This is a genomic window from Limnothrix sp. PR1529, from assembly GCF_002742025.1.
Taxonomy (GTDB): Bacteria; Cyanobacteriota; Cyanobacteriia; order CACIAM-69d; family CACIAM-69d; genus CACIAM-69d.
Window position 1 is genome coordinate 15,587 of record NZ_LIRO01000057.1, and the last position, 22,849, is coordinate 38,435.

A 22,849-nucleotide genomic window follows, 5' to 3' on the forward strand; every position below is an offset into this window, starting at 1 on the left:
TTACTGAATGGGCTGAGGCAACCCCTAGGAACCACAGCGGGCCCGATCGGCTGCGAGGCGCTCTTTCAGCTTCGGGGTGAGGCCGGTGGTGGCGTTGCTCCAGAGGCGATCGAACTCCCGCTGAAACAGGGTCGCCACGATTGGGTGCTTGACCACCAACAGGGTTTCATCATTGAGGCGATCGGCCGCCGCCGACCAGTTGTGAGAACCGGTCACCACCGTTTGCCCATCCACCAAGCCAAATTTGTGGTGCAGCAGGTCGCCCATGGGCAACTCCGGGGAACCAACGGTGGTGATCGGCGGGTTCCAAGGCCGCTGATTGGGTTCCAGTTCACAGGTTCTGCGGCGCAGGGTCACCCCCAACAGATCCAGCGCTTCGCTATAGTCCCGCGCCAAAAAGCTGGGATCCACCAACACACGCACTTTGGCTCCTCGGCGGTGGGCGGTTTCCATGGCATCCGCGATCGCCTGCTCAGAAAAGACAAACAGGGCCACATCGATCGATCGGGTGGCTGGGCCCACGGTGGCCGCAATCACTCCATTGGTGCGTTCGGCAAAGGGAACGGCGGTTTTCATGGGCGAGAACTGAATGCCAATGGTGGCATCACCCACTTGGGTCGATCGCAGGGGGCGCAGGGGCTTGTTTGTGCCAAAGCGGCTGTCGGGCTGGCCGCCCGGCCCATCTCCCCACATCAGCCCAAATTCCTCCAACAGCCAACCGGCCACCACGGGGCTGTCAATTTCCAACAGATTATTGGGATTGCCACGACTGGCGGGCCGGCCCATGTCGCCATGGACATCGCTGAGGGTGAAGTTGGCGGAGGTGATGATCGATCGATTGCCGTCCACCACGATGAACTTGTGGTGCATCAGGCCTGATCCCTTAGACCCATCGGCGGTGTCGTCGAGGGTGGGCACGCCGGCCTGGGCCAACATCACCATGGCATCGGTTGCCAGCACCTCCGCCTCGCTGACGGTTCCATCGCCGTTGCGATCGCCCAGTCGGAAATAATCTTCAATGCGCGATCGCTCCCGATCGCTCAGTTGCGCCAACTCCTCCGGGCTGTAGCTGCTCCAGGGACGGCTGGCGCTGTTTTCCAAAATTACCCGTACTTGCAGGCCGGCCCGGTGGCGATCGACCAAGGCTTGGGCCAATCGAGGCAAGCGCAATTCCTGCACGGCCACCACCACGGTCGATCGGGCACTTGCGACCAACTGCACCATTCGCCCTTCAAGGTCATCGCCCGATCGCTCAATGCCCCGGTAGGGATCGCGATATTGGCTAGCAGGATTGTGATTAAAAAATGCCCGCACGGGGCCCGGTTGGGCGATCGGGGAAGGACGACTTTCGGCGGAACCGGCTGAGTTGTTGAATTCAGCGGCCGGCGGCAAGGATCCCCCTTGAAACTGAGGGCCCGCCGACCCGCAACCCCACAGGGCGATCACACCCAAAAGGCTAAACGTCCAAAGACTCGCCCAGGATTTCAACCGCCCGATCGCCCATCCGTTCGTTTCCATCACCCCGATCGCCCGTTGAATGGCAACTAGTCCACAACGACTGTTGAGCTGTTGAGCAACTCGTTCAGCCAAAGTTGAGCCACACGAGTTGAGCCAAATCAAGCCAACTTGAATTGAGTCAACTTAAGCAGTTAAGTCAACCTGAATTAAGCCAACTAGAATTCAGCCAACTTGAATTAGACCAACTTGAATTAGGCCAGGTTAACTGTGCAATTACTGGTAAGCAGCCACGCACTTGTCAACCAGCGCCGCCACCTTGTCCGCCTCTTGCCAACCGAGAATTTCCGTCACCTTCTTTTCCAGGTTCTTGTAGGTGCGGAAGAATTCAGCAATTTCTTCCAAGCGGTGGGGGTGAATGTCCTTCAGGGAGTTCACACCGGCATAGCGGGGATCCGCAGCGGGAACACAAAGGATCTTTTCGTCCCGATCGCCCCCATCCACCATTTCCAAGAAGCCGATCGGACGTGCGGCAATCACGCAACCGGGGAAGGTCGGCTCATCCATAATCACCATCCCATCGAGGGGATCGCCATCATCCGCCAAGGTGTTGGGAATAAAGCCATAGTCAAACGGATAGCGCACCGAGGCATACAACACCCGATCGAGGGCGAAGGCTTGCATATCCTTATCGAACTCGTATTTGTTCTTGCTGCCACCGGGAATTTCCACCAGCACGTTCACAATTCCGGGCTTCGGTTGGGCAGGAATGCGCGACAGATCCATGGTCTCGATCCTAAAAGCTTGCTTGAATACTTGCTTGCGCCAGAGCAAACTCCAGTCGATCGCGCCCGATCGTCCATCATCATTGACTCCCTGCAATGGCTGGATTGGGGCCCAGCTTCTTAACCCTCAGGCAATCGAGGGTTGGGCATCGATCCTGACAGACACCGGGCGCGATCGGAGCGCCCCTTTTGGCCCTCCAATAATTGCATGGAGCGCGACCCCAGGGGTAGCAACCGGCGATCGGGCGGCGGAATTGGTCGCTCAGAACGATCGACACTCAGGATCCTGAGCACTGCGAATCTATTTTGCAAATCTGTCCAGTTTGCGAATCTGTCCAGTTTGCGAATCTATCCAGGGCCCAAAGCTCGCTTGAGCGATTAAGGCATTGGCTGTTCCGCACGGAAGACCGCTGGCGTTGGCAGGGCAGTGGAGGGCATTGCATCCCAATTGGAATACACCACCGCCATCCAAGGCAAGGTCAGGGTTAACAGGGCGATCGTCGTTCCCAAACAGCGGGCCCAAACCGCCGAGGGGGGTTCCGTCAACATCGCCGGACGCGACAACAGAACGGGGGACGGAGGATCGTTAGATTTTGAGGCTGAGTTTAGGACAGAGGCTGAGGCTGAATTTTGGGGCGATTTTAGGGCGCGATTGGATGGAGAACGGAGGGGGAAGGCAGAATGCAAAAGCGGTTCGAGCGGACGACTACTACCGTCACTATCCATAGGGAAGTCTGAAATCAGCAATCGGATCTCCGCTGAATAAACCAGCGATCGGGGGCTGGGTTTGACCGTGGCTACGGGTCGATCAGGCAGAAAACCCACCCCTCACAACCCAGCTTGGGCCGCCACCAGCTCGATGGGCGATCGATTCATCCAGTCAAATCGGGCCGCCGGGAGATACCGTGCCGATCATCGTAGCAAGTCCCCGGGCTGGGTTGGTGTTGGGAACTTGACTAAACCTACAATCCAGCAATTTGGGTGAGGGAAATTTCTCCCCGCAAAATTCCCACCACCAACACCAACGCCAAACAGCCCACAAAGGACAGACCCAGCGTAAACAGGGCAAACAGTTCCCCGCCGGATAGGGGGCGATCGGTCGGATCCAAGTACAAATTGGAAGACTCGAAGGAACTGGGGGGCTGCAAATTTTGCCAGGGCTGCACCACCGTCCAGCGGGAATAGCCGATCGAGAGGTCGTATTGCTCCCGGCGATCGGGATTGCTCAACACTGCATAGGCCTGGTTCAACTCTTGAAATTTGACCGTGGCGATCGGGAGCGGCAACTCGGTTGTGTCCGGGTGATAGGCCTTGCTCAGTTCGCGATATTGCCGCCGAATTTCAATCACATCCGCCGAGGGATGCAGCCCCAAAAGGTCGTAGTAGGTCATTTTGGGATCAAGAGAGCCAGACTGTGCCGTTCGATCGCCTGCCATAGTTGACGAACCCAATTTTGATGAACCCAATGCTGAATCAGGGTTAATCAACGGTCAATAGCCGCTAACCAAGATTCCGGTTTGATCGGTTTCCTGATTGTACTGTGATGGCCTCTTCGCCCTTGCTGCGGTGGCGCTGCGGTGGTGCTGCGGTGGTGCTGTGTTGGGCGGCTAACGGGTTGCCGCTCCCAGCACCGTTTTGCCGCCCAGGTAGGGTTGCAGGGCTTCCGGCACAGCGATCGACCCATCCGGTTGTTGGTAATTTTCCAAAATTGCCGCCATCGTTCGGCCCACAGCCAGCCCGGAACCATTGAGGGTATGCAGGAATTGGGTTCCCTTTTTGCCCGCCTCCTTAAACCGCAAATTTCCCCGACGGGCTTGGAAATCGCCACAGTTCGAGCAACTGGAAATTTCTCGATATTTGTTTTGGGAGGGCAGCCAAACTTCCAAGTCGTAGCACTTTTGGGCCGAGAAACCCATGTCTCCCGTGCAAAGTTGCAACACCCGATAGGGCAGCTTCAGGGCCTGCAACACGCCCTCCGCATCCTGGAGCAATTGTTGGTGTTCTGCCTCCGAGGTTTCCGGCGACACAAACTTAAACAGCTCCACTTTGTTGAACTGGTGCAACCGAATGAGTCCGCGAGTGTCGCGCCCATAGCTGCCGGCTTCGCGCCGAAAACAGGGCGTGTAGGCGCAGTGGTAAATCGGCAACTGATCATCGGTCAAGATTTCATCGCGGTAAAGGCTGGTGACCGGCACTTCAGCGGTGGGCGCGAGCCACAGATCATCGCGATCGCACTTGAAACTTTCCTCCGCAAACTTGGGCAACTGGCCCGAGGCGGTTAACGAGGCGGAGTTAATCAGGATGGGGGGCAACACTTCCTGATAACCGGCGGCAATGTGGCGATCGAGCATGAAGCTAATCAACGCTCGCTCCAGGGCGGCCCCTTCGCCAATCAGCGCCACAAACCGGCTTTGGGCAATGCGGGTGGCCCGTTCAAAGTTCAACCAACCTAGTTTTTCGCCAATTTCGTAGTGGGGCAAAATGTCCGATCTCGTGGGGATCAGTGCCTCGCCCCACCGCCGAATTTCCACGTTGTCGTCCTCATCCTTCCCGATTGGGGTGGTGGGGTCGGGCAAGTTGGGAATGGTCATCAGGGCGCTTTCAATTTGCGCTTTCAAGTCCCGTTCCTGGGGTTCCAGCTCTGCCAATTGGGCCTTCAGTTGGTTGCCTTCTTCCTTCAGGGCCGCCACTTCTGCCCCCTGGGGATCGGCCCCTTGCTTCATCTTTTGGCCCACCAGTTTGCCAATTTCGTTGCTGCGGGCCTGGAGATCATTGCGCCGCTGTTCCAAGTCACGCACTGCCTGATCGAGTTCCAAAATCGGAGCAATGTCGTATTGGCCACGGTGGTTCAGGCGTGCTTGGACATCATCAGGATTCGCACGCAGTAGCTTCAGGTCTAGCACGATCGATGGGGGCTGTTTTCAGTAATATCTTGAGGTGCAACCATTCTATCGGCTGGTTTACCCTTGCTCGATCGCCCCGGCCCATTTCTCGGTGTCTTGGGTTAATTAACCGCTGGCCCTGTTGGCATGAACGCTATCTGTTGATTCAACTGATTCAACCCAACCCTGTCTATGGATTACGAAACCGCCCGCGGCTTTTTGATTGGCCAAGGCAACGCGAGTTCTGAAAATGCCGATGCATTTTTGAATCGGCTGAAGGCAGGCAAACCCCCAATTCCCGGACAAGTTACCTCCATTCTGTTGGCCCTGAAAATGGTCTACAACGCTTTGGAAGGAACTCCCAGCCTCAGCCGGGAGCTGGCCGGGCCGCTCTATCGGATTGCGGTAGAAAGTCGCGAGGCCTATGAACAGGGCGATCGACAGGGGGTGAACTGGCCGCCGCTGTTGGATGAAGACCTGGGGCGGATCGCGCGGGCCGCAGGCAGCATCTTTGCCGGAAGCTGGCAAGATTAGAACTTCAACAGTCTTTCCACATTTCAACATCAGCTTTCAAGAGCATTTCAACAGCATTTCAAGAGCACAAGATTGCCGCATGACTGAGGGGAACCGTTGGGGCATCGCCATCCACACCGCCAGCGCCCAGTTGGGATTGGCTAAGGGAGACTCGCCCCGTGACATGGTGGGGCGGGTTTGGGAGCTGGGCACAAAACTATCCAGCGATTTCCACGATCGACTGTCGGAGTTTGTGTATCCCCTGCCTTGGTCGGCGGTGCAGCTTTTGGCGGTGGCGATCGGCCCCGGCGGTTTCACCAGCACCCGCATTGGCGTGGTGGCGGCCCGCACCCTTGCGCAACAGTTGGATCTCCCGCTGTTTGGCTATTCCACCCTGGCGGCGGCGGCCTGGCGACAGCGCCAACGGGCCCAACCGGGTGAATGGCTGGCGGTGCAAATGCCGGCCCGACGAGGAGAATGGCATGGGGGCATTTATGAGGTTACGGCGGCGGGCTTGGTGACCCATTTGAGCGATCGGGTCTTGGCTCCGGAACAGTGGGAAACCACGATCGCCCAGCAACCGGCTCCCTGTGTGATCGTGACGGCAGAGGCAGATTTGGGCCAAGACGCGATCGCCCTTTTGCAACTGGCCCAACAGGATTGGGCAAAGGACGTTCGGCCCCATTGGTCCACGGTATTGCCGCACTATGGCCAACATCCGGTCGATCGATAGGGCGATCAACCGCAATTTCAGCGCCATCGATCGGCTCAAATAAACGGCCCAACTTCATCAGCTAGAACCAATCAGCAGCTCCAGCCCATCAGCACAACCGCAGACAGACCCATGGCCAATCAATCGAGCCAGTTTTCGCGTCTTCCTTGGGGCGATCGCCTCCGCCAAGCCGGGCGATCGGTGGGCAAACTGTTCCTCTCGATCGGGTTAATTGGTTGCCTAATCGGCGGGCTTTGGGGCAGCGCCTTGATCCCCGCCTGGGCCGCCACGGAACCGATCCCGCTGGCCGCGCCCGGGTCAGCCGCCCCGATTTCACCGGATGCCAGCGCCGTGCCGGCCGAAAAGGTGACCCAATTCGTGCGGGCCTATTTGCAAGTGCTGGCCCTGTTGGATCGGCGGGAAGGAGAGCTGCGCCAAGCGGAAACCGAACCGGAAGCCAGCCGCTTGGAGCAGGAAATTGAGCTGGAGGCTTTCGAGGCGATCGAGCAGGCGGGTTTGAAACCCCAGGAATATGTGCAACTCCTGAGCTTGGCGAACAACGATCCCGATTTTGGAGAACGAATTGCAGCCCGGCTTCAGGAATTGGAAGCTGAACCCCGTTGAAGTCAGCGATCTAGGCGATCTAGGCGATCTAAGTGATCTATCTGTTGCGTCAGTCCTGATGTAGCGATCGAGCCAACAACCGATCGAGCGGGCGATTCAAGCGAACGATTCGAGCGGGCGATTAAGCCGCCGCTTCCACACAATTCAACAGCGCCGCCAAGGACTGTTCCGCCACTGCCAAATCGTAGGGAAAGGGTGGTTTCATGGGTCGGTAGTCAAGGCGATGGGCTGCTCCATGACGCACCACAGCATTCACCACCAAACAGGGATCTTGGCTGAAGTTCAAAGCACCATGGGGCACACCGGGCGGAATGGTTAAAACCACCGGCACACGATCGCTCAAAGGAATGTATTGATAGCGACGGTTTTGCAACACCACCATCACAAAACTGCCCCGCACCACCAACAATTGATCGGTCTGAAACCGATGCACAAATAAATCATCCCGCGCCATGGCTGGCACTTGCACCAACATTGTTTCATGGCAGGATTGGGGCGTGTAAAACTCTGCCATTCCCGACTTCATGGAGTCGAGCCGCTTCACTTGGATTGTTTGAGAAAGTCCCATGATCTATACCTCAAGAGCATTTGAGCGATCGATCACAATGGCGCTGGCGGTTAGTCTAACGCATTTTTTAAAAAGTCGTGGGCACTGGTTTTTTCTGGCTAATTTTTAGTTTTTTGATCTTTTTGATACAAAATTTCCGTTAACCCAAGATTTCTCAGCAAAATTCTTAGGCGAAACTTTCCCGTTAAATGCCAACACAGGCTCTGGGTCAAAGCTCAAGATTCGCGCCTCCCAAAAGGTCAGCAAAGGCATGACATAAGCCACGCAATGGTAAACATCGGAGAGCAATTGATCGCGATTGATTCTGAAGGTTTTCTAAAAAGTCTGCTGAAGATTCTGGGGCGTTTTTGGGAGCGATCGATGGCAAACCCCAAGCCTAGCTGTCAGTATTGGAAGGTTTCCAATCCGGTGCAATTGATACAGTCTCCGAGAACGGGTTATCGTACAAATTAATCGCGCCGCCGCCGTTGAGGCTGCCCCCTAAAAACCGTGTTTGCGAAATCCCGTCAGTCGCCATTTCGATCGCCCCATGACACCGATCGCTCCAACGCCGAGGCCACCGACTCCCCGGCCCCGCCCGATCGCCGCCATCGCCTTTGTCGTCCCTTGGCGACCTATGCCTTGCGCGGCCTGGCGATTCATCAGGATCAGGTGCTGGCCTTGGATGCGGCCCGGGGCCATCTGCTGCTGGTGGACTTGGCAACCGACTGCACTGAAGTTCTGAATGTTTATCAGGTTGGGGATTTTCTGGATGCGATCGGGCTGGCCATTGGGCCGCCGTTGGCCGGGGCTGATGTGCCTTCGGTCTGGTTCACGCGCGATCGGGAAGTGCTCGCCTGCAATTGGGGCCAGTGGGAACCCAAACCCATGTACACCCTGCCCGAGTGGGTGGAAGGGGTGGCGATTTATCGATCGACCCTATACGTGTCCTCCCAGCGATCGGGCTGTATCTATGTGCTGGATTTGAACACAGGGCGTGAAATTACCCGGTTCTATGCCCCCGGGATTGGGGTAGAAAATTTGGTGGCAAGGGGCGAAGAACTTTGGGTGTGCGATCGCCTGGAGCAAACGGTTTATTGTCTCGATCGGGCGACGGGGCTGGTGAATTTCAGCGTCCTGACTCCCTACGAATCGCCCACGGCTTTGGCTTTTGATCAAGCGGGAACCCTCTGGGTGGCCTACTCGGGCGAAGAACCCTACATCCGCGACAACCCCAACGATCCGGAACCCCTGCAAGTGGCGTTCCGCGATCGGGTGACGATCGGCCCCCTGGACTATGGCTTTTATCCCGATCGGGGCTATGCCCTCTCCAACGGCTACCGGATTGAGATGTTCTATGTGGAAGAACTGTCACCCTTGGAAGGGGTAGATTTCAGTCTGCTGAAGGATTTGGAGTGGCGCATTTCCTTGCCGGCCAACACCGATCGGCAAACGGTGCAAAGCGTCGAACCCGTGGGGATGCCCTTTGAAATTGAACTGTTGCCCGACGGTCAGCAGGTGGCGGTCTTCAAATTTGGCTCGATCGAGCGGGGTGAAGGGCGGCTGTTTGGTTGGAAAGCGATCATCGATGTGCGGGGCATTCGCTACCAACTCACACCGCCGGATGTGGAACGGTTGCCCTCCCTGGCGGACTGCCAATTGCCCGCAGACTACACCGAAAAATATTTAGTTGATAACGACAATTTGGCGATGGATCAGCCTTCGGTGCGGGCGGCGGCCCGCGAGGCGATCGGCACCGAAACCAACTTGCTGCGGCAAATGTTGGCCATTCGGAACTATGTGTACGATCGCCTGGGTTATAGGATTCGTCGCAGCATTGAACCGCCCGATGCGGTGCTCGATCGCGGCTATGGCTGTTGCGGTGAATATGTGGGCGTGTTGCTGGCCCTGTCTCGGCTGAATGGCATCGCCACCCGCACCGTAGGTCGTTACAAGTGCCCACAACCGGCCGATCGCACCCAAGTGGCGCTCTATCCCGACTACAACCACGTTTGGCTAGAGTTCTTCATTCCCGGGTTCGGCTGGGTGCCCATGGAGTCCAACCCCGACGACATCCAAGAGGGCGGCCCCTATCCCACTCGCTATTTCATGGCCCTGCCTTGGAACCATGTGGAAATTGCCAAGGGATCTCGATTCCAAGGAATCCAGTTGGGTGGGCAACCCCTGGCGGAATTGTCGGATCTGAAGGTGGGTGATTTGGCGCTCAACCATGTGCGGTTCCGAATTTTGGAAGAGCTGGATCCACTCGATCGCCCCTAAAGTCCACGGCATCCGCGAGATCTCGTGTAGATCTCATGGGGATAGATCTACACGAGATCTGCATCGGATCCACAGGCTCCATTTTTGCGCTGATACTTGCAAGTGATTGGCAAGAAGCAAGCGAACGTCATAGGATGACCTGTGGCTGACCTTGCCCTTTGCCTTGTGGATTGCCCGACCATGACCGACGCTGCCGCCCGTTTGGATTTGGCCATTTTGCATTTAGACTGCGTAACCCGTCGCTATCAAACCGGGCCGGCTGCGGTCGATCGGGTAACGCTGACCCTGATGCAGGGCGAACTTCTGGCATTGTTGGGCCCCTCCGGCTGCGGCAAAACCACCTTGCTGCGACTCATTGCCGGGTTGGAAATGCCGAATGAGGGGGCGATCGTACTGTCAGGGCGGCCCGTGGCGGGGCCGGGCGGCTGGGTTCCGCCGGAGCGCCGCCAACTGGGCATGGTCTTTCAGGATTACGCCCTGTTTCCCCACCTGACCGTGGCCCAAAATGTCGGTTTTGGGCTAGATCGATTGCGGAAACAGGCTCCCCAGGCATTACACGATCGGGTGGCCGAGGCGATCGCCCTGGTGGGATTAGAAGGCCTGGAAAAACGCTATCCCCACGAACTGTCGGGCGGCCAACAGCAACGGGTGGCCCTGGCTCGATCGATCGCCCCGCAGCCGTCCTTGATTCTGTTGGATGAGCCGCTGAGTAATTTGGATGCTCGGGTGCGCCAACGGTTGCGCCAGGAAGTGCGAGCCATTTTGAAACGGGCCGGGGCCGCCGCCGTTTTTGTCACCCACGATCGGGAAGAGGCCATGGCGATCGCCGATCGAGTGGCCGTGATGCGTCGGGGCCAAATCGAGCAAATCGACAGCCCTGAAGGTCTCTATTGGGAGCCTGATTCCCGGTTTGTGGCCGGGTTTGTGGCAGAGACTAATTTCCTGATCGCCACCCGATCGGCCCAAGGTTGGCAAACGGAATTGGGGCTAATTTTGCCGGAACAACTGGGCAACGATCCTCCGGGCGATCGGGTGGAGCTGGCGATTCGCCAAACGGATGTGACCCTGGAAGCCGATCCCCAAGGCCACGGCCAATTGCTGGAGCGCCAATTCCTAGGACGGGAATATGTTTACCTGGTGCAATTGCCCAGCGGTGAGCGGTTGCAAGTGGTCACGGACTGGCGGTGCAAGCTGGAACCGGGCGATCGGGTGTATCTCAAAATCACCAGCCCCCGATTGCGGGCCTTCCCGATCGGCCCAGACTAATCCCGCTGCGCAACTCACGCGATTCAGCCAACCTAGGCCGCTTGGGAGGGCTGATCGATCGGGGAGACTTTGTGTTGGTCGATCGCAGCCTTGCATTGGTCGATCGAACCCCGATCGCGCAGTTGGGCCACCAAAGCACCATAGGCCCGCTCATTCTGTTGCAGCAGCGTCTTGGCTCGCAAAATCGACAAATTCATTTGGGCGGTGGCATTGGGGCGGTTGCCTTGGCCCTGGGTGCTGAGTTGGGCCCAAAGGCTCAGGAGTTTTTGGCGATCATCACTGCCGCCTTCCGCGTTGCCATACACCAACTGTTCAGCAGCAATGCCCGCCATCCAAACGGTGGCGTAGTGGCTGAGAATGCGGGCCGGCACTTCACCGCGATCGAGCCATTGGGCCAGTTCCTGATCGGCAAATTGCACTCCACCAGAACCGGGATAGCCCTGCTGAAACGCTTCCCAAGCATTGAGGGCATAGCCAGAAACGGGAATTTCCAACAAGTGGGCCACCAAAAAATGGCCCGCCTCGTGGTGCAAAATGCGATCGCGGTGGGCAGTCGATCGGTTGGCAAACCAGTCCACCAGCAACGTGCCGCCCCGACCTTGCCACCCAAAGCGATCAACCGCCGCCAATCCCAAAAAGCCAGCGGTGAACAGGGCTGGCACTTCCGCCGGGAGGGCAATCAAGGGGCCAAACAGGCTAGACAAGGTGACCACAAACACCCCGATCGCAACCAGATTGAGCGTGATGTTTCCCATAGCGGCGGTGGCAAAGCGGCCAAAAACGGTATAAAGAACAGTATTTGTAGCTTAATAGTTTTTTCATAGAAACCCCTATCATGAGCGGAATTCCCCAGGATTTAGCCGAGGCGATCGCCCAAGCCCGCAGTGCCACCCTTGCCGCTTTGGATGAGGGGCTAACGCTCATTCAGGTGGAATTGGTTTTGCCGGAGCTGAAAGTGATGCCCGTGGCGGAAAGTTTCCTCGCGGCCTTGGAACCCTGGGGCGATCGGCTCAAAATCTTCTTCCCCGATGCGGGGGCGGCCGCCTTGGCCCGGCGCGATTGGGGCGATCGCCCTTTTCGGATCACCGATGTGGGATCGGGGCGCACTCCCATGACCGGCAAGGTGCAACCGGAGGATGGCATCTTTTTGTTCATTGAACCGTCGGCCGTGGAAGTGACTCAGGTGGAGCAACTGTGCCAAGAGGCGGGCGATCGACCCGTGATTTTCCTGAATCCTCGGATGGAAGACCTGGCGATCATTGGCATTGGCTATGCGGGCCGGCAACTGCGCGATCGGTTCTTAAACCGAATTGTCACGGCCTATTATCTGCGCCCCATCGAAGGAGCAGCCGTGCGCCGGGCTTTCCCGGGCCAGTGGGAAGTGTGGCTAGAACCCGCTGACGAGAATGCTGATTATCAATTGGTGGCCACCCGTCCCCAACGGCCCGCTGGCGAGGCCTTGGATGAAATCTTGCTGCAAGCCACTGGCGGTGAGGACACCAACAGCGCCAACGCGGCCGTGAATGCGGCGGCCCAGCGCCAAGGCTTCTTGGGGCAATTGCAAAATTTCCTGAAGGCCCTCAGCAACTAGACCTTCCGCAGTTCGGGCTTTTGCCATTGGGTTAATCAACGAACTGAAGATGAGGGGAGCGGGAAGCGGGTTTGAACACAAGCCATCGGTTCGATCGAGTCCGGCCGCGATGGCTGATTCTTCTAACCCCAACCCACCCAAACAAGGGGTTTAAACCCCTTGTTCCCACGATCGATCTGCCCCCTGCGATCGAACAACGGCAGCTCGATCGGTTGGATCGGTTCAATGCGATCGGCTGGATCGGCTCGATCAGCTACATTCGTCACCGTAACTTGTGACGATTCTCACGGGCGATCGTGGATCAGGTATTAAGCGGTCAAAACCCGATGGCGCTAAGCTGTAAGTCGAATTAACGGCGGTCTGCGAAAAAATCCCCCATCAGATCGCGATCGTGAACTGGCATGTTGGGGCGATCGCACGTCAAGATAATAGGTATGGATGCGACTTCAGCGACTCGAAAAATTGTCATTGGTGATGTCCACGGACAATACGATGGCTTAATGCACTTGTTGGGCTTGATTGCACCTGGCCAGGATGATCAGCTCTGCTTTGTGGGTGATTTAATCGATCGCGGCCCCAAAAGTGCCCAGGTGGTGGATTTCGTGATGCATAGCCCCTACCAATGCTTGCTGGGGAATCACGAACGCATGTTGCTGGACATTTTGCACGAGGGTCAAGTGCTGCAACAACCGCTGCAAGCCTGGCTCTTCAGCGGTGGACAAATGACCCTGGTGAGCTACCAAGATTTTTATGGCGAGCCGGGAATTCCCCACGCGCACTTTGACTGGATGCGATCGCTCCCCCTCTACGTTGATTGGGGTGACTATTGGATCGTCCATGCGGGGGTGGATCCCACTTTGCCCCTAGATGTGCAAGGCATTCAGCAATTTTGTTGGATCCGTGACTCGTTCCACAGCTTCCCCCAGCCCTACTTCAACGACAAAACGATCGTGACGGGCCACACCATCACCTTCACGCTCCCGGGCATTGAACCGGGGCAACTGGCTCGGGGGCCCGGCTGGTTGGACATTGACACCGGAGCCTATCACCCCCGCAGCGGTTGGTTGACGGGCGTTGACCTCACGCAGCAAATGGTCTACCAGGTCAATATTTATCGCAGTGAAACCCGAATTCGGCCCCTGGCGGAAGCGACGATTTCGATCATGCCAGAGGCCGTGGTGGGTCGATTCTAGGGGCGATCGCCTGTTTTCAGTGCCCGTTTTCAGTGCCCGTTTTTAGCGCCTGGCCGTTAGCGCAGGGCCGATCGCACAAATCCTTGATATTCCGCATTGTCCAGCCCCATGCCATTGCTGCCATTGGGGCCAATCAGTTGCAGCAATCGCGCCACCCGTTCATCACTGTTGGGGTGAGTGCTGAGGATGGCAGGCGGTTCCCGCCGACTACGAAGTTTTTGTAAAAAGCTGGGCAACCCGATCGGGGCATATTGGGCCCGTTGCAGCAGGGTTACCCCCACTTGATCGGACTCAAATTCCGCTTGGCGACTGCGGGGCAAATTTAACGCCAACTCCACACCCAGGCTGGTGGCCCGGCGGCGATCGAGACCCGTGGCGCTCAAAATTCCGTCCGACAGGGCCCGGCTCCGCAGGTTTTTCACCACATGGCGCTCGGTGATGTGGCCAATTTCGTGGGCCATCACGCCAGCGAGTTCCGCTTCGTTTTCGGCCGCAACCATCAGCCCCAAATTGACATAAACAAAACCGCCCATGGTGGCAAAGGCGTTGATATCGCGGCTGTTGACCACCCGAAAGGTGTAGGGAATGTTGGGGCGGCTGCTGACGGCGGCGAGGCGCTGCCCGATCGAGTCCACCAGCCGATTGAGGGGACTGTTATTCACCAATCGCAATTGGCGGCTCAGTTCCCGATCGATCTGTCGCCCTAAATCCACTTCTTGGGCATCGGAAAGATTCGAGAGTTGATAAACTTCAAAGCCGCGTCGGAGCAGGTCTAACCAATCGACCGCTTGGACGATCGGTGGCGTGCTGAGGGTGGTGATCACGGCCGCACAAAGGGCCAGCAAACCGTAAATCCAGCGGCGCGATCGCCCGGAGGTGAGGAAAGTCATAGCTTCAGTTCCTTTGCCGATCCCTTTTCCCATCTATCATTGACCGGGATGCCTCAAAACTGCGGGATTCGATCGGCCACTGACGCGATCGACCAATCCTGAACTAGGCTGCTCTGAATGACGGAATTTCCCATTCTCAAGATCCAACGACGCTGTACTTTGGAGATAGAAATCAGCAGGGGTGCATTAGCGGTCGAAATTGCCCAAATTCAACCATTCCCATCGCCAACATTTTCCACCTTCAGCATTTCCAGCATTCTTCAGCATTTCCAACATTCTTCAGCATTGAAAATTCCCAGAATTCAGCATTTCCAGGATTTAGCATTTCCAACACAAGGGTTAACCAACAGCTAGGCAAGGATTGAGGTATTGGCGTGGAAACAGCGGAGCAAGCAAATCAGCAGGTGAACCCAATCCAAATCACCTATCCTGAGAAAACGGTGCATCGAGCCGCGCGTGCTGTCCGTTGTGCGCCGTTTGGGGTGAAGTTCTACGAGTCCATGCGCAGTCGCAGTGTGGCGATCGCGGAGTTGGTGGGTGTGGCGGCTGTGCAACAATCAATGACCCGATCGCCCTTGGGCGAATTGGCCGCAGAAAACGAACTGATGTGGCTAATTCAGGTGGGGATGTTACGACGGGAGGTTGATGGTCAAGGTTTGACCGATCGATTCCGGCTCACGCCCCTGGGGTTTTTGTTGCTCGATCGGTGGCAGGCGAACCCCGCCGCCTGGACTCAGGGCCGATGGGGCGATCGCCTGCGGAATGGTCTGTGGCGCTGGGGACGATGGCCGCTCTAAGTTTCGGTCTCTCGTGATCATTGCTCAGTTTCAGCTTCCAGTTCTGTCGCCCGGCTTCGGCCCGGATTTCGACGCGAACTTCGGCATGAATCCTTCCCCGCCGTGGTGAAGGCTCTTGCCCCTTAAAACATTTCAGTAATCGCAGTATTTGGGATAACCGATCGTTTATCGGTTCCGAAGTTGAAGTTTATGGACACACAGGCTCTCAAAGCAATTTTGTTGATCGGCACAGGTAACGCGGCCGGGAAGTCACTGTTGGCTTCGGCGCTCGGTCGGCTGCTGTATCGACGGGGCCTGAAGGTGGCTCCCTTCCAAGCCCAAAGCACCTCCTCGATGCTCTACACCACCAACCAAGGGGAACAAATCGCCTATTTCCAGGCGGTGCAAGCCTGGGCGGCCCGCACGGAACCCCAAGCGGATTTCAATCCCCGCTGTTCCGGTGATCAGTCTCCGGAACGGGTCTGGGCGGTGCTCAAACAATCCCTTGAGCGGTTAACTCAGTCCTTTGATGTGTTGGTGGCCGATGGGGTGGGCAGCCCGGCCGATGCGTATTTGACGGGGCAGGATGTTTGTAACTTGCACTTGGCGCAAACCCTGAATGCGCCTGTGGTGTTGGTGGTGGATGCCGATCGGGGGGGCTGGTTGGCCAGCGCGATCGGGACGTTGGAGCTGATGGATCCAACCGAAAAAGCATTGGTACGGGCAATCATCATTAACAAATATCGGGGCAATCCCGATCGGCTCAAGCCCGGTCGCGATTGGCTGGAACAGCGCACCGGAATTCCCGTGGTGGGAGTTATGCCCTGGCTCCAGAACCTCTTCCCTTCGCCTGAGTCGATCGACCTGTTTGCTCGCCGTCGTCGTCAATCGGACATTGAAACCACGATCGCCGCCGTGCGCTTGCCCCACATCGCCAGCTTCAGCGATCTGGATCCGCTGTCGGCCGAGCCAACGGTTTCCCTTCGCTACATTGATTTGGGTCAAGAATTGGGCTATCCCGACGCGGTGGTTTTACCGCGATCAAACAACCTGGCCGAAGATCTCCAGACCCTGCACCAATCCGGCTTTGCGGAAGATCTCCAGCAATACGCGATCGCAGGCGGCACTATTTTGGGCATTGGCGAAGGATTCCAGATGCTGGGTCGCCAGGTGGTGCAACTGCAAGGGCTAGACACCGCTTCCCAAGAACTGATGGGACTGGATCTGTTGCCCATCTCCAGCATCACCACAGGCGACTGGATCGATCGGGAACGCCAGGCCACCTCTAACTATCCCCAAGCGGGCTTGCCGGTCACCAGCCGTGAGTTTCGCCAAAGCTACACCCAAATTTTGGACAGCCAAAGCGTGCAGTCCCTCTTTGACGATACCAAGCTGGGCGTGGTGTCCAGCAGCCAACTGGTTTGGGGAACCTATCTGACGGACATTTTTGATAGCAGTCCTTGGCGGCGGGCTTGGCTCAACCGTTTGCGTCACCAACGGGGTCTGTCTTCCTTGCCCACGGGAATTCCCGACTACCGGGAGCACCGGGATATGTTGCTGGACTCACTGGCCGACGATGTGGCGGTCAATATCAATCTCGATCGACTCTGGGCCGCCATCGGCCTTCACTTTAAATAACGCAAAATAACGCAACAGAATGAGCGATTCAAGACGCGACTCAGGATGTTGCTTCAGAAAATGGGTGACCTGGGATTCGAACCCAGAACCAGCGGATTAAGAGTCCGATGCGCTGCCGTTGCGCCAGTCACCCTGGTTGCTTGTGGGTCAAGCTTGTTTATATTGCCAAAGATGCTGAAAAAGTTCAAGCACCTTTGCCAGAATTCACCCAGAATGGGAATGGAAAACACGATCGCCCCCGCCAAGGATCGCGATCGGCCAGCAAATTAGCCCCTCAGCGGCGAGATTCTCAGGTGCTAGACCCTCAAGCGCCAGATTCTCAGCCAGCGCACGACAAGGTTAGTTTGCCGTTTCCAAGCTTGGCATTTCCCGATCGGCTCATCTCCAGCATCCGCCAACCCCCGCGCACCCCGCCCAATCCGCTGCCCGATCGTCCCTTGGCAGCCGCTGGTGGTGATGCCCAGTGGCGAAAAGCGGCCAGTTCCGCGATCGGGGCCCCGCAATTCGGGATGAGTGATACCTTGGCTAGAGTTGGCATTCATGGCGGCGAGTTGGGAGAGCAAGGTTATGAGCGATCGCGATGGGTCCGGCATCTTGGCCAGTCCCGAGGTTTCCAGACTCAATGCTGAAATCGATCGCCTCAATGCCCACAACGCTGCCCTTCGTCTTCAGCAGGAACTGTTGGGCAGTTGGATCGTGACAGCCCGAATGACCACCGCCACCGGCTTGGTGTTGCGGGCCCTGACTCAACAGATCTTGGAAGCCCTGCAATCCCTGTGCCAGGCAGAACAGGGCAGTATTTTTCTCCTCGATGAGCACCTGCAAGCCACGGAATGTTTATTGGCCCGAGGCTCCACCATTCGGGAGCAAAAGCGAGAAATCGTTAACCAAATTCTGAAAGAAGGGCTGGCAGCCTGGACGATTCAGCACCGACAAATCGCGATCGTGATGGACACCATGAACGATGAGCGGTGGTTGCAACTGCCCAACCAGCCCTACACGGTGCGATCGGCCCTTTGCATTCCCATCCAGCGCGGAAAACGGCTGTTGGCGCTGGCCACCCTCATGCATAGCCAACCGCACCACTTCACCCCCTTGCGTGTGGAGCAGGCCCAATTTGCCGCCGACGCGATCGCCCTCAACTTAGAAAACGCCTTGCTCTATGACCAGCTCACCAGCAGCCTAAACGAAAGCAAAGAGGATCCCCTCAGCCACGAAGCGCCGTCCTTTGGGGGCGAGTCCAACGCCTTGCCCTCCTTGGCGAACCCCTTTGAAGACTCGATCGCCAGCTCCAACATTCTCCCCAGCAGTATCCAAAGTGCGGTCAACGCCAGCGAAGCCCGCGGCCTCGAAGAAACCGGCCTTTACATCACCACCGCCGAAGGGCGATTGCGTTACGTTAACCGCTGCTTTGCCCAAATTTTTGGCTATCGGCGGCGCGAATTGGCGCGGGTTGAATCCATCCTGGATTTAATTCCCGTGGACTATCAAGCCATGCTGGTTCACAAGCTGGAAGACTGCATTCGCGACAATCAGCGCCCCTTAAGCTGTTTGCTGCCGGGACTACATCGATCAGGGCGATTGATTGGCCTCGACTTGTACGGTGAGCGGATTCACTTTTCCGGAGAACCGGGCGTGATTGGCATGGTGCGCCGGGTCGATTCATCGCCCTATCGCACGGGCAACACCGTTTAAGGAGAGTGGTTGAATTAGCCAGTGGTCTACGGGTCAGGTGGGCATTGCCCACCCTACTAGCGCGGCTGCCTTAATTTGCTGGGTCAACTTACATGGCTGTTATCGTCACCTGATCGTTAAGCAGCAAGGGGCTTAAGCCCCTTGTTACCACGATTGGCTCCGCAACTTTGACCCAGTGTATTCAGCCTGTTGTGCTACTACCGGCTGTTGATTAACCCTTGACCCGATCGCGCCCCGGAGTCCTGGTGGTTAGTAGTGGTTACCCACTTTGCGGTGGTGAACGGCCGTGAGGGCATTTTCCTTCGAGACCCGACCGTTATCCACGGCGCTGTAGACCAGCCAGTGATCCCCGCAATCCATCCGGCTGCTGACCTGGCATTCCAGATAGGCCAGCGCGTCGCTGAGGATGGGGGAGCCGTTGATGGCTTGCTGGGTTTCCACACCGGCAAACCGGTCTTCACCGGGGCCAAACCGCTTCAGGAAGTGCCGCATCAGGTGGCCGTAGTTGCCCTCTTCCAAGATGTTCAGCACGAAGCGATCGCCCACTTGCATCAGCGACTCGATCGCCCGGTCTTTGGCCACCGCGATCGTAATTCCCAGGGGCTGGAAGCTGGCTTGCACCACCCAAGAGGCCAACATGGCGCTGGCCACATCGCCCTTCTTGGCCGTGATGATATACAAGCCGCCGCTCAAGCGGCCCAAGGCCTTATCCAAATCGGAATCCAGGGACTTCATTTGCTTGACGGTCTCTTTAACCATCAATGCCTGGCCCAAGTCCGTGCCCGCTTCTTCGCAAAGTTGGTAAGTGAACGCTTGGGGCTTGGTGCTAATCCGAATTACGTCAAAGGCTGGCTTCAGTCCCAAATCCCGGAAGCGGTTGAACAGGGGATAGCTCGGCTCGTCTTGGCCACCGCCAGACTCAAACACACCAATTCGCTGCTTGTTGTTGGCCACGGTCAAGATGGTGCCGATCGCCGCTTCGCATTCCCCTTGGGGCGGTGCAGCCAAAACCAGCGCCACCGATCGCTCCACCAACTCCCGCAACTCCTGAGGATCAGCCGCTTTCAGATCCATCATTTCCACCGCCACGCCGGTTTTGGTGATCCCCTTGGCGATCGACTGGGACAGCCGATCGCTGTAGCCATAGTCGGACACATAGAACACGGCGGCAGTGGTTTCCGCTTCAGCCTTGGTTTGGCTCCAGTGGCGATAGCGACCGGTGAGTTCAACCACGTTGTGGCGCAACAGGGGGCCGTGGCCGGTGGCGATCGTGTGGTAGCCGGGGAGGGCATCCATCCGCTTCATGGCTCCCAAGACCGATCGGGCATTGGGGGCCATCAGGCACTCGTAATAGAACCGAAAATCCGGCTCGATCGCCCCTAAATCCGCATCAAACAGGTCATCGCTGCAATAGTGCATCCCAAAGGCATCACAGGTGTAGAGGGTCTGCGTCCCGTGGTCATAGGTAAAAATCGTGTCTGGCCAATGGAGATTGGGCGCATTCAAAAACTCCAGCACATGCCCTTGGCCCAAATCCAGGCTCTCGCCGCTTTTCACCAGCAGTTTGCTGAAGGGCTGGTGAATCAGATTTTCCAGAAACTGAATCGCCACCTTGGAAGCCACCACGGTGATATTAGGATTCAGGGCCAGCAGATCCGCCACCAAGCCGCTGTGATCCGGTTCCGTGTGGCTCACCACCAAGTAATCGATCTGGGCCGGGTCGATCGCGCCCTTCAGGGTATCCAGATAAAGTTGGCGAAATTTGGCGTGGGAGGTGTCCACCAGGGCCACTTTGTCCCCGCGAATCAGGAAGGAGTTATAGGTTGTGCCGTTTTGCAGGCCAAATTCAATATCAAAGCGATCGCGATCCCAGTCCAGCGATCGAATCGTCAGGGTTTGGGCGGCAATCTCGGCGGTTTGAATCGTCAACCGCTTCTCGGTTTGCGGACGTTCTGTGGCGACAACCATGCTCGCACCTCCTGGGCTTGACCGATCTGGATGGGGGATTTGTTAAGTTGTTTTACCTATCTTGACACAAGGGATACAGAAATACTGGGCGATCGGGCGGGGTGATCGTTTGCAGTCATGATGCTGAAAATTGACAAAACTTATCAAAATTTCCAAAATATGTAAGATCTGCTGATTTTAGTGATCAAACCAAATGGCTAACAGTCCAGAACTTAGTACCTAGTCAGGCTTTAAACAGAAAACTGATAAATACGATTGCAGAACTATTTCTTGCTTGAGTCAGATTTGCAATTACTACACTCACTCATGCCTTTAAAAGGAGCCGTGGAAGAGGCAGAGACAATGAAATCTGATATTTCGTCGAGACCGCGTTTTTTAGCCATGATATATCTAAAAGCAAAACCACACCAATCTTGGCATGTGGGGTTATGGTGGTATACCTTCCCCTTTCGACTTGCAATATATTTTATTTTCCAATGATCGCTTAGGTACGCAGCAGGATCGTCTTGCATTCTGCGCTGCTCTTGCCTTAATTTTTCCTGAGAAGTATTGAGTTTCTCTATATTTTTCTCTAGGTCTGCTTTTTGTTGCTGCAAATCCTCATACTTGCTTTCCAATGTAGTTGCCTTGCTGAGAAGTGATTGATATTCAATATCCCGCTGACTGGATTCCTGGCGAAGGCTGTTGTATCTCCGTTGTAGTGAGTTTTCCTCATCCCAAGGATTAGCCATAAATTTCTCAGATATTAAAAAGAGAAATTTTCTAAGGCTTTTCAGCATTTTTAGCTCTTTCATAGAAAGAGATTTCCTGTCCCGATCAATCAAGGCGCTAACTTCCTCAATCAGGTCATATGCTACTAATGAGGAAGGACTACAGATAGATAATGAAGCAATAAGATGATTGATGTAGCTTTCAGCTAGTACCTCAACTTTACTTCGCTTGTTAGCTCTAGATTGTAGATCATATAGCTTTCGATATCGCTCTCGCTTTTCGCTGTCAATTTGACTAGAAAACCAGGATAGTCTTGACTGGTTCTCGGTCAAGAAATCACTAATACTCTCTTGACGATCTTGATTCAAACCAGATGCCAAATTTTGGATTAAATCGAAGCAGAGCTTAATTTGCGCTTCTAAAGCGATTTTTTCTTCCAGCGAAAAACTATTTTTCCCTTGAACTAACTTATTTATCTGCTCGTCATTTTTTGTTTGTAAATCAGCAATGCTCTGCACTAGCTCCCCTTTAAAGCTAGATTGAATTAGATCCCAAGCTAATTCTACAGGCAGCCTAAAGTTTACCTTCCAACCAACAAATAGCCAAAAAATTAATAGCTGAATCAAGAAAAATAGAATTTTCACAAACTGAAAAGGTCGCTCTAGAGGAGGTATCTGTTCTAGAGTATGCCGAAGGAAATTTCCAGTTTTTGATGGATCTCGATAAAGAAAAAATTGAATTAGAGTCTGCTTGACATCTCTGCCTCCTTGAGCAACCTGACCAGAAATACTAGAGTTCTGGATTTGCTGATCTTGCGTTGGCTGTGAATCACTAGAACTCATAAAGACTAACTACTACTTATGCGCTGGTAGAGTTAGTCCAAAGCAAAACTTGATCAATTAATGGTTTAGCTAAATTGTAAATGTCGCTTGCAGAGCGAATTGCATCGAGTGCGCGCTGTAGGCTTCCAGAAATATACGACTTGTCGGGATCGGGTTCAGTTACAGCAACTTTCGCAGCCTCAAGGGAAGATGTAGCCTTGGCTTTATTAGGTTCTGAGAGTGAAGGCGCATTATTAACAATGCTGACAACTTGCCCGAGTAACTCTGCCGCATCAGTTGCAGAAATTTGCTGCTCAGATTGACTTTGTGAAGACTGCATCACTTGATTCAAGTCGCGACCCGCCTGGGCTACTTGACCAGAAACTGATGTATTAGAGATATTTTGCGACTGTGTAGGTTGCTCAGGAGTCTTCTTTTTGCCAAAGCCAAACATTACTCAGTCCTCCCTGCTGAATTTTCCCTAGTTTAGCAAAGAGGATTG

General features: G+C 55.7%; 23 protein-coding genes and 1 tRNA gene. 11 read left to right on the forward strand and 13 right to left on the reverse strand.

The features are described from left to right. Positions 1 to 24: 24 nt before the first annotated feature. The 5 genes from AMR42_RS08790 to serS form a co-directional block, all read right to left on the reverse strand. The gene (locus tag AMR42_RS08790; protein WP_143473000.1) at positions 25 to 1,590 is read right to left on the reverse strand and encodes a phosphatidylserine/phosphatidylglycerophosphate/cardiolipin synthase family protein; all 1,566 of its coding nucleotides are present in this window, start codon (positions 1,588 to 1,590) and stop codon (positions 25 to 27) included. A gap of 141 nt (positions 1,591 to 1,731) precedes the next feature. Continuing rightward, entirely contained in the window at positions 1,732 to 2,241 is a 510-nt protein-coding gene (locus AMR42_RS08795; protein ID WP_099533103.1) for an inorganic diphosphatase, read from the reverse strand. 377 nt (positions 2,242 to 2,618) lie between these two features. Continuing rightward, the gene (locus AMR42_RS20350) at positions 2,619 to 2,789 is read right to left on the reverse strand and encodes a hypothetical protein (RefSeq protein WP_158234415.1); all 171 of its coding nucleotides are present in this window, start codon (positions 2,787 to 2,789) and stop codon (positions 2,619 to 2,621) included. A 413-nt stretch (positions 2,790 to 3,202) separates the two neighbouring features. Then, positions 3,203 to 3,676 carry a J domain-containing protein gene (locus AMR42_RS08800; RefSeq protein WP_099533082.1) on the reverse strand — a complete coding sequence of 158 codons (474 nt, stop codon included), beginning with the start codon at positions 3,674 to 3,676 and terminating at the stop codon, positions 3,203 to 3,205. Between the two features lie 171 nt (positions 3,677 to 3,847). Further along, entirely contained in the window at positions 3,848 to 5,143 is a 1,296-nt protein-coding gene (gene serS / locus AMR42_RS08805; protein WP_099533083.1) for a serine--tRNA ligase, read from the reverse strand. A gap of 171 nt (positions 5,144 to 5,314) precedes the next feature. On the opposite strand from serS, the gene AMR42_RS08810 reads away from it, so the two are divergent. From AMR42_RS08810 to AMR42_RS08820, 3 genes are all read left to right on the forward strand, one after another. Continuing rightward, a complete protein-coding gene (locus AMR42_RS08810; RefSeq protein WP_099533084.1) occupies positions 5,315 to 5,656 on the forward strand; it encodes a Dethiobiotin synthetase in 342 nt (113 codons plus the stop codon). 79 nt (positions 5,657 to 5,735) lie between these two features. Then, positions 5,736 to 6,368, forward strand: a complete 633-nt coding sequence (tsaB, locus tag AMR42_RS08815) for a tRNA (adenosine(37)-N6)-threonylcarbamoyltransferase complex dimerization subunit type 1 TsaB (protein ID WP_099533085.1) — start codon at positions 5,736 to 5,738, stop codon at positions 6,366 to 6,368. Between the two features lie 111 nt (positions 6,369 to 6,479). Next, a complete protein-coding gene (locus AMR42_RS08820) occupies positions 6,480 to 6,971 on the forward strand; it encodes a DUF4168 domain-containing protein (protein ID WP_099533086.1) in 492 nt (163 codons plus the stop codon). A 121-nt stretch (positions 6,972 to 7,092) separates the two neighbouring features. On the opposite strand, the gene AMR42_RS08825 is transcribed toward AMR42_RS08820, so the two are convergent. Then, a complete protein-coding gene (locus tag AMR42_RS08825) occupies positions 7,093 to 7,539 on the reverse strand; it encodes a dTDP-4-dehydrorhamnose 3,5-epimerase (protein WP_099533087.1) in 447 nt (148 codons plus the stop codon). Positions 7,540 to 8,028: 489 nt separating this feature from the next. Here AMR42_RS08825 and AMR42_RS08830 point away from each other — a divergent pair, with 489 nt between their 5' ends. Both AMR42_RS08830 and AMR42_RS08835 read left to right on the forward strand, forming a co-directional pair. Beyond that, positions 8,029 to 9,798 (forward strand): transglutaminase domain-containing protein, encoded by a 1,770-nt coding sequence (locus AMR42_RS08830; protein WP_099533088.1) that lies wholly within the window; start codon positions 8,029 to 8,031, stop codon positions 9,796 to 9,798. Positions 9,799 to 9,978: 180 nt separating this feature from the next. Continuing rightward, positions 9,979 to 11,064, forward strand: a complete 1,086-nt coding sequence (locus AMR42_RS08835; RefSeq protein WP_099533089.1) for an ABC transporter ATP-binding protein — start codon at positions 9,979 to 9,981, stop codon at positions 11,062 to 11,064. Between the two features lie 32 nt (positions 11,065 to 11,096). Here AMR42_RS08835 and AMR42_RS08840 read toward each other — a convergent pair whose 3' ends face one another. After that, on the reverse strand, positions 11,097 to 11,819 hold the full coding sequence (locus AMR42_RS08840) for an ATP-dependent Zn protease (RefSeq protein WP_099533090.1): 723 nt from the start codon (positions 11,817 to 11,819) through the stop codon (positions 11,097 to 11,099). 80 nt (positions 11,820 to 11,899) lie between these two features. On the opposite strand from AMR42_RS08840, the gene AMR42_RS08845 reads away from it, so the two are divergent. Beyond that, positions 11,900 to 12,655, forward strand: a complete 756-nt coding sequence (locus AMR42_RS08845) for a DUF1995 family protein (protein WP_099533091.1) — start codon at positions 11,900 to 11,902, stop codon at positions 12,653 to 12,655. A gap of 434 nt (positions 12,656 to 13,089) precedes the next feature. Beyond that, positions 13,090 to 13,848, forward strand: coding sequence for a metallophosphoesterase family protein (locus tag AMR42_RS08850; RefSeq protein WP_099533092.1), 759 nt, complete (start codon positions 13,090 to 13,092; stop codon positions 13,846 to 13,848). Between the two features lie 56 nt (positions 13,849 to 13,904). On the opposite strand, the gene AMR42_RS08855 is transcribed toward AMR42_RS08850, so the two are convergent. Continuing rightward, entirely contained in the window at positions 13,905 to 14,738 is an 834-nt protein-coding gene (locus AMR42_RS08855; protein ID WP_099533093.1) for a M48 family metallopeptidase, read from the reverse strand. A gap of 117 nt (positions 14,739 to 14,855) precedes the next feature. Between AMR42_RS08855 and AMR42_RS21115 the strand changes: the two genes are divergently transcribed. The 3 genes from AMR42_RS21115 (at position 14,856) to AMR42_RS08865 (ending at position 17,152) form a co-directional block, all read left to right on the forward strand. Beyond that, positions 14,856 to 15,092, forward strand: a complete 237-nt coding sequence (locus AMR42_RS21115; protein WP_143473001.1) for a hypothetical protein — start codon at positions 14,856 to 14,858, stop codon at positions 15,090 to 15,092. A gap of 20 nt (positions 15,093 to 15,112) precedes the next feature. Then, a complete protein-coding gene (locus AMR42_RS08860) occupies positions 15,113 to 15,535 on the forward strand; it encodes an Npun_F0494 family protein (RefSeq protein WP_199291458.1) in 423 nt (140 codons plus the stop codon). 189 nt (positions 15,536 to 15,724) lie between these two features. After that, positions 15,725 to 17,152: a cobyric acid synthase gene (locus tag AMR42_RS08865; RefSeq protein WP_099533094.1), complete on the forward strand. Its 1,428-nt coding sequence runs from the start codon at positions 15,725 to 15,727 to the stop codon at positions 17,150 to 17,152. Positions 17,153 to 17,213: 61 nt separating this feature from the next. On the opposite strand, the gene AMR42_RS08870 is transcribed toward AMR42_RS08865, so the two are convergent. Next, a tRNA-Lys gene (locus AMR42_RS08870) sits at positions 17,214 to 17,285 on the reverse strand. 163 nt (positions 17,286 to 17,448) lie between these two features. Continuing rightward, positions 17,449 to 17,715, reverse strand: a complete 267-nt coding sequence (locus tag AMR42_RS08875; RefSeq protein ID WP_158234416.1) for a hypothetical protein — start codon at positions 17,713 to 17,715, stop codon at positions 17,449 to 17,451. A 4-nt stretch (positions 17,716 to 17,719) separates the two neighbouring features. Here AMR42_RS08875 and AMR42_RS08880 point away from each other — a divergent pair, with 4 nt between their 5' ends. After that, positions 17,720 to 18,847 (forward strand): GAF domain-containing protein, encoded by a 1,128-nt coding sequence (locus AMR42_RS08880; protein ID WP_158234417.1) that lies wholly within the window; start codon positions 17,720 to 17,722, stop codon positions 18,845 to 18,847. Between the two features lie 249 nt (positions 18,848 to 19,096). On the opposite strand, the gene AMR42_RS08885 is transcribed toward AMR42_RS08880, so the two are convergent. From AMR42_RS08885 to AMR42_RS08895, 3 genes are all read right to left on the reverse strand, one after another. Then, entirely contained in the window at positions 19,097 to 20,815 is a 1,719-nt protein-coding gene (locus AMR42_RS08885) for a diflavin flavoprotein (protein ID WP_099533097.1), read from the reverse strand. A gap of 263 nt (positions 20,816 to 21,078) precedes the next feature. After that, the gene (locus tag AMR42_RS08890; protein ID WP_143473002.1) at positions 21,079 to 22,368 is read right to left on the reverse strand and encodes a hypothetical protein; all 1,290 of its coding nucleotides are present in this window, start codon (positions 22,366 to 22,368) and stop codon (positions 21,079 to 21,081) included. Positions 22,369 to 22,384: 16 nt separating this feature from the next. Beyond that, positions 22,385 to 22,801 (reverse strand): hypothetical protein, encoded by a 417-nt coding sequence (locus AMR42_RS08895; protein WP_099533099.1) that lies wholly within the window; start codon positions 22,799 to 22,801, stop codon positions 22,385 to 22,387. Between the last annotated feature and the right edge of the window lie 48 nt (positions 22,802 to 22,849).